Raw genomic sequence first — 5,575 nt, 5'->3', positions numbered from 1 at the left:
GACCCGAACCCGCGGCCCGTGCGGTTCCCGCGCCGCCGCCGCGCGGTGCTGGGGGCCCTCGGGCTGGCGCTGACCGGCGCCCTCGTCTCGGCCGCGCTCGGCGGGCTGCCGGGACTGTCCGGGCTGTCCCGCGGGGACGGTCCCGGGAAGAAGGGCACACCGGCCCCGGCGGCGGCTTCCGGCAGTTGGACGGCCCGGCCGGCGGTCGGCGGCTCGGGCATGCCGCACTGCTCGTACAGCGCCGGGAAGTTGTTCTGCGCGCGGCCGGGCGTCGTCTTCGCGCTCTCCGCGGCCGACGGCGGGCTGCTGTGGCGGCGCCCGGTCGCCACCCGGTCCACGAGCGGGCCGCCGGTCGTCTCCGGCGGACTGGTGCAGCCGTACACGGACGGCGGCCCGCGGCTCGCCGGGCTCGACCCGGCCACGGGCAAGGACGTGTGGCAGCGCCGGCTGCCCGTGGGGACGACGGTGCGGTACGCCGGCGGTACGGCCCTGCTCTCGCGCGGCGACGGCACGGTCACCGGCGTGGACGGCGCGACCGGCGCCACGCGGTGGCGGCGGGCGTTGCCCGGCCGGGGCATGCCGTCGTTCGTGACGTTCCCGGGTGCGGCGGAGGGGACCGCGTACGCGACGCGTACGTCGGCGGACGGGGCGAGCACGCAGGTGAGCGCGGTGGATCCGCGGACCGGCCGGGTGCGGTGGGACGCCCGGGTGCGGGGCTGGCTCAAGCCGTTCGCCGCTCAGGGCGACGGTTCGGTGTTCTTCCTGGCCGTCGACAGCGGCTACGGCGCCGAGGAGATCGTCCGCTACACCCCTGGGACGGGGGCGACGCGGCGCGTCGCGCTGCCCGCCGTCCTGGACGGCGCGCACGCCACCGTGCGGGGCGGCGTCGTCTATGTGCTGGCCACGGGTGGCTCCCTGGACGCCGTGGACATGGCGGCGGGCCGGCGTCTGTGGCATCTGGAGACGTCGGTGAGCCGCGGGTCGCTGCCCGTGGCATGGGGCGAGCGGGTGTACTTCACCGCGAGCGACGGCCGGCTGCTCGCCGTCGACGCCCGCAGGGGGCGGCTCGTCGGGCAGACGCCGGCCCGGCTGGGTGCCGCCTCGGCCCAGGTCATGAGCACTCCGCCGGCCCCGGTGCCGGCCGGTGCCCGCGTCTACGCCACCGCGCCGGACGGCACCGTCTTCGCCATGGACAGCCGCTCACCGGCGACCTGGTGAGCCCCGGGGCGCCGGACGGACGGCCCGGGTCCGAAGACGGCGCAGGGGCCGCCTCCACCGGGAGGCGGCCCCTGCTGCGACCGGTCAGCCCAGCCGGGACACGTCGCGCACGGCGCCCTTGTCCGCGCTCGTCGCCATCGCCGCGTAGGCACGGAGGGCGGCGGAGACCTTGCGTTCGCGGGCCTTGGGGGCGTAGACGCCGTTCAGGGCCTGTTCGCGGCGGGCCAGCTCGGCGTCGTCGACCAGCAGCTCGATCGAGCGGCCCGGGATGTCGATGCGGATGCGGTCGCCGTCCTGGACCAGGGCGATCGTGCCGCCGGAGGCCGCCTCGGGGGAGGCGTGGCCGATGGACAGGCCCGAGGTGCCGCCGGAGAAGCGGCCGTCGGTGATCAGGGCGCAGCTCTTGCCGAGGCCGCGGCCCTTCAGGTACGACGTCGGGTACAGCATCTCCTGCATGCCGGGGCCGCCCTTGGGGCCCTCGTAACGGATGACGACGACGTCTCCGTCCTTGACCTCCTGGGTGAGGATGCGCTGGACGGCCTCCTCCTGGGACTCGCAGACGACCGCCGGGCCCTCGAAGGTCCAGATCGACTCGTCCACGCCGGCCGTCTTCACCACGCAGCCGTCGGGCGCGAGGTTGCCCCGCAGGACCGCCAGGCCGCCGTCCTTGGAGTACGCGTGCTCGGCGGAGCGGATGCAGCCGCCCTCGGCGTCCTCGTCCAGCGCCTCCCAGCGCTCGGACTGGGAGAAGGCCTCGGCGGAGCGGACGCAGCCGGGCGCCGCGTGCCACAGCTCCACGGCCTCCGGGGACGGGGAGCCGCCGCGCACGTCCCAGGTCTTGAGCCAGTCGGCGAGGGACGGGCTGTGGACGGCGTGCACGTCCTCGTTGAGCAGGCCGGCCCGGTGCAGCTCGCCGAGCAGGGCCGGGATGCCGCCGGCGCGGTGCACGTCCTCCATGTAGTACGTGCGGTCCTTGGCGATGTTCGGGGCCACCTTGGCCAGGCAGGGCACGCGGCGCGAGACGGTGTCGATCTGGTCCAGGCCGAACGGGACGCCCGCCTCCTGGGCGGCGGCCAGCAGGTGCAGGATCGTGTTGGTGGAGCCGCCCATCGCGATGTCCAGGGCCATGGCGTTCTCGAAGGCCTGGAAGGTGGCGACGTTGCGCGGCAGGACCGTGTCGTCGTCCTGCTCGTAGTAGCGGCGGGTGATGTCCATGACCGTGCGGGCCGCGTCGACGTAGAGCCGCTTGCGCGCGGTGTGGGTGGCGAGGACCGAGCCGTTGCCGGGCAGGGAGAGGCCGATGGCCTCGGTCAGGCAGTTCATCGAGTTGGCGGTGAACATGCCGGAGCAGCTGCCGCAGGTCGGACAGGCGTTCTCCTCGATACGGAGGATGTCCTCGTCGGAGATCTTGTCGTTGACGGCGTCGGAGATCGCGTCGACCAGGTCGAGCGTGCGGACCGTGCCGTCGACCAGGGTGGCGCGGCCGGACTCCATGGGGCCGCCGGAGACGAACACCGTCGGGATGTTCAGGCGCAGGGCCGCCATCAGCATGCCCGGGGTGATCTTGTCGCAGTTGGAGATGCAGACCAGGGCGTCGGCGCAGTGGGCCTCGACCATGTACTCGACCGAGTCCGCGATCAGGTCGCGGGAGGGCAGCGAGTACAGCATGCCGCCGTGGCCCATCGCGATGCCGTCGTCGACGGCGATGGTGTTGAACTCGCGCGGGATGCCGCCGGCCTCCCTGATCGCCTCGCTGACGATCCGGCCGACCGGCTGGAGGTGGGTGTGGCCCGGCACGAACTCGGTGAAGGAGTTGGCGACGGCGATGATCGGCTTCCGGCCGATGTCCGCACCGGGTACACCGGAGGCGCGCATAAGGGCGCGGGCGCCCGCCATGTTGCGGCCGTGGGTGACTGTGCGGGACCTCAGCTCGGGCATCGTCGCTCGCTCCTTCTAGACCAGCTGCCAGAGAGTTCTGACTGTACGGTCGAGCGTACGCCGGTGCTCCAAGGGCTGGACACGGTTGTCCGAAATGCGGGACGCGCATTTCACGGACCGGCGCTGTCAGGGCTGCGTCAGATGAGCCTGCACCACCGGCGACACCCGCGCGATGATCTGCTCCAGGTCCGCGGAGGCCAGCGGCTCCAGCTTGATCACGTAGCGCATCATCGCCGTACCCACGATCTGCGCGGCCGCCAGTTCGGCGCGCAGCTCGGCGTCCGGCAGGTCCAGCTGGGCGGCGACGCGGCGCAGCAGCTGGGAGGCGACGAGCCGGCGGAAGACGGCGGCGGCCGTCTCGTTGTTCACGGCGGACCGGAGGATCGCCAGGAGGGGCGCACGGGTCGTGGGCTCGTCCCAGACGCCGAGGACGAAACGGGTGAGCCGCTCCCCCACGCCGTCGAGCGGGCCGTCGGCCACCGCTTTCGGGGCGTTCAGGGCGGGCGCGAAGGCGACCTCGATGGCCGCCTCGAAGACCTGCTCCTTGGTGCCGAAGTAGTGGTGGACGAGCGCGGAGTCCACGCCGGCCGCCTTGGCGATGCCGCGTACGGACGTCTTCTCGTACCCGCGCGCGGAGAACTCCTCGCGGGCGGCGGTGAGGATGCGGTCGCGGGTGTCGCCGGACTCGGTGCGCGGTGGACGGCCGCGGCGGCGGGGAGCGGTCTCGCTCATCGCCGGGGCACCCGTACCGCCGAGGCCAGGTGCTTGCGCGTGAACGCCAGCGCCTCGGCGAGATCGGCCTCACGCTCGGCACCGGACATCGCCCGCCGGGTGTTGACCTCGATCACGACGTGGCCGTCGAATCCCGTACGCCCCAGCCGTTCCAGCAGCTCCGCGCAGGGCTGGGTGCCGCGGCCGGGCACCAGGTGCTCGTCCTTGGCCGAGCCCCGGCCGTCGGCGAGGTGCACGTGCCCGAGCCGGTCCCCCATGCGGTCGACCATGTCCAGGGCCTCGGTGCGGGCCGTCGCCGTGTGGCTGAGGTCGATCGTGAAGTGCCGGTAGTCGTGGTTGGTGACGTCCCAGTCGGGGGCGTAGGCGAGCATCTCGCGGTCGCGGTAGCGCCAGGGGTACATGTTCTCGACGGCGAACCGCACGTCCGTCTCGTCCGCCATCCGCCAGATGCCGTCGACGAAGTCCCGGGCGTACTGCCGCTGCCAGCGGAACGGCGGGTGCACGACGACGGTGGAGGCCCCGAGCTTCTCCGCCGCGGCCCGGGCCCGCTGGAGCTTCACCCAGGGGTCGGTGGACCAGACCCGCTGGGTGATCAGCAGGCAGGGGGCGTGGACGGCCAGGATCGGAATGCCGTGGTAGTCCGACAGTCGGCGCAGCGCCTCGATGTCCTGGCTGACCGGGTCGGTCCACACCATGACCTCGACACCGTCGTAACCGAGGCGCGCGGCGGTCTCGAAGGCCGTCGCCGTCGACTCCGGATACACGGAGGCGGTCGACAGCGCGATGCGCACGTCCACATCCCTTGGTTCAGCCACGACCGTCACCTTACGACGTGGAGTGGTGCCGGTGTCGGGGGCGTCTTCGCCGTTGTGACGATCGCCATTTGCGCGGACGTGGACGCGTCGCGGTCGCGTCGCGGTCGATCGCGCCGCTCCCCCGCGCGGAGCGGGCGCTAGAGAGTGCGTGCATGGCGTCGCGAGGCAGACGGGAATTGTCAGACAGGCCCTAGGCGGAGCCCATGTGGTCGAGGCGCCGGAGGATCACGCCCTCCCGCAGGGCCCAGGGACAGACCTCGAGGCTCTCGACGCCGAAGAGGTCCATCGCGCCCTCGGCCACCAGCGCACCCGCCAGCAGTTGGCCGGCCCTGCCCTCGGAGACTCCGGGGAGTTCCGCGCGCTGGTCCGCGGTCATGCCCGCGAGGCGGGGGACCCAGGCCTCCAGGGACTCGCGCTTGAGTTCGCGCTGGACGTAGAGGCCCTCGGCGCTGCGGGCGGCGCCGGCGATGCGGGCGAGCTGCTTGAAGGTCTTGGAGGTGGCGACCACGTGGTCGGGGGCGCCGGAGCGGCTGAACTCGCCGACCGTGCGGGCGATCTCCGTGCGCACGTGCCGGCGCAGCGCCCGGACGTCCTGCGGGGCGGGCGGGTCGCCGGGCAGCCAGCCGGCGGTGAGGCGGCCGGCGCCGAGGGGCAGGGAGGCGGCCGTGTCGGGCTCCTCGTCCATGCCGTAGGCGATCTCCAGGGAGCCGCCGCCGATGTCCAGGACCAGCAGCTTGCCGGCGGACCAGCCGAACCAGCGGCGCACGGCGAGGAAGGTGAGCCGGGCCTCCTCCGCGCCGCTGAGGACCTGGAGGCGTACGCCGGTCTCGTCGGCCACGCGCGCGAGGACGTCGTCGGCGTTGCTGGCCTCG

5 protein-coding genes are annotated in these 5,575 nt (G+C 73.5%); 1 reads left to right on the top strand and 4 read right to left on the bottom strand.

Going from position 1 to position 5,575, the window contains the following annotated elements:
• On the top strand, window positions 1–1,218 hold a 1,218-nt coding region (locus AB0B40_RS37840), incomplete at its 5' end, for a PQQ-binding-like beta-propeller repeat protein (RefSeq protein ID WP_362268155.1).
• An 84-nt stretch (window positions 1,219–1,302) separates the two neighbouring features.
• On the opposite strand, the gene ilvD is transcribed toward AB0B40_RS37840, so the two are convergent.
• From ilvD to AB0B40_RS37820, 4 genes are all read right to left on the bottom strand, one after another.
• A complete protein-coding gene (gene ilvD / locus AB0B40_RS37835; RefSeq protein WP_362268153.1) occupies window positions 1,303–3,156 on the bottom strand; it encodes a dihydroxy-acid dehydratase in 1,854 nt (617 codons plus the stop codon).
• Between the two features lie 126 nt (window positions 3,157–3,282).
• Window positions 3,283–3,888, bottom strand: coding sequence for a TetR family transcriptional regulator (locus AB0B40_RS37830; RefSeq protein ID WP_345053565.1), 606 nt, complete (start codon window positions 3,886–3,888; stop codon window positions 3,283–3,285).
• On the bottom strand, window positions 3,885–4,703 hold the full coding sequence (locus AB0B40_RS37825; RefSeq protein ID WP_345053562.1) for a sugar phosphate isomerase/epimerase: 819 nt from the start codon (window positions 4,701–4,703) through the stop codon (window positions 3,885–3,887). The genes AB0B40_RS37830 and AB0B40_RS37825 overlap by 4 nt, the downstream gene beginning before the upstream one ends.
• A 190-nt stretch (window positions 4,704–4,893) precedes the next feature.
• A partial coding sequence (locus AB0B40_RS37820; RefSeq protein WP_362268152.1) for a Ppx/GppA family phosphatase occupies window positions 4,894–5,575 on the bottom strand: 682 nt, incomplete at its 5' end.

Origin of the sequence: Streptomyces sp. NPDC042638 (assembly GCF_040647235.1) — a bacterium.
Classification (GTDB): domain Bacteria; phylum Actinomycetota; class Actinomycetes; order Streptomycetales; family Streptomycetaceae; genus Streptomyces; species Streptomyces rameus.
This window is presented reverse-complemented; position numbering and strand designations above follow the sequence as displayed.

Coding starts and splice junctions, on each gene's coding strand:
- AB0B40_RS37830 (WP_345053565.1), bottom strand. CDS start 3,888: ATGAGCGAGACCGCTCCCCGCCGCCGCGGCCGTCCACCGCGCACCGAG.
- ilvD (WP_362268153.1), bottom strand. CDS start 3,156: ATGCCCGAGCTGAGGTCCCGCACAGTCACCCACGGCCGCAACATGGCG.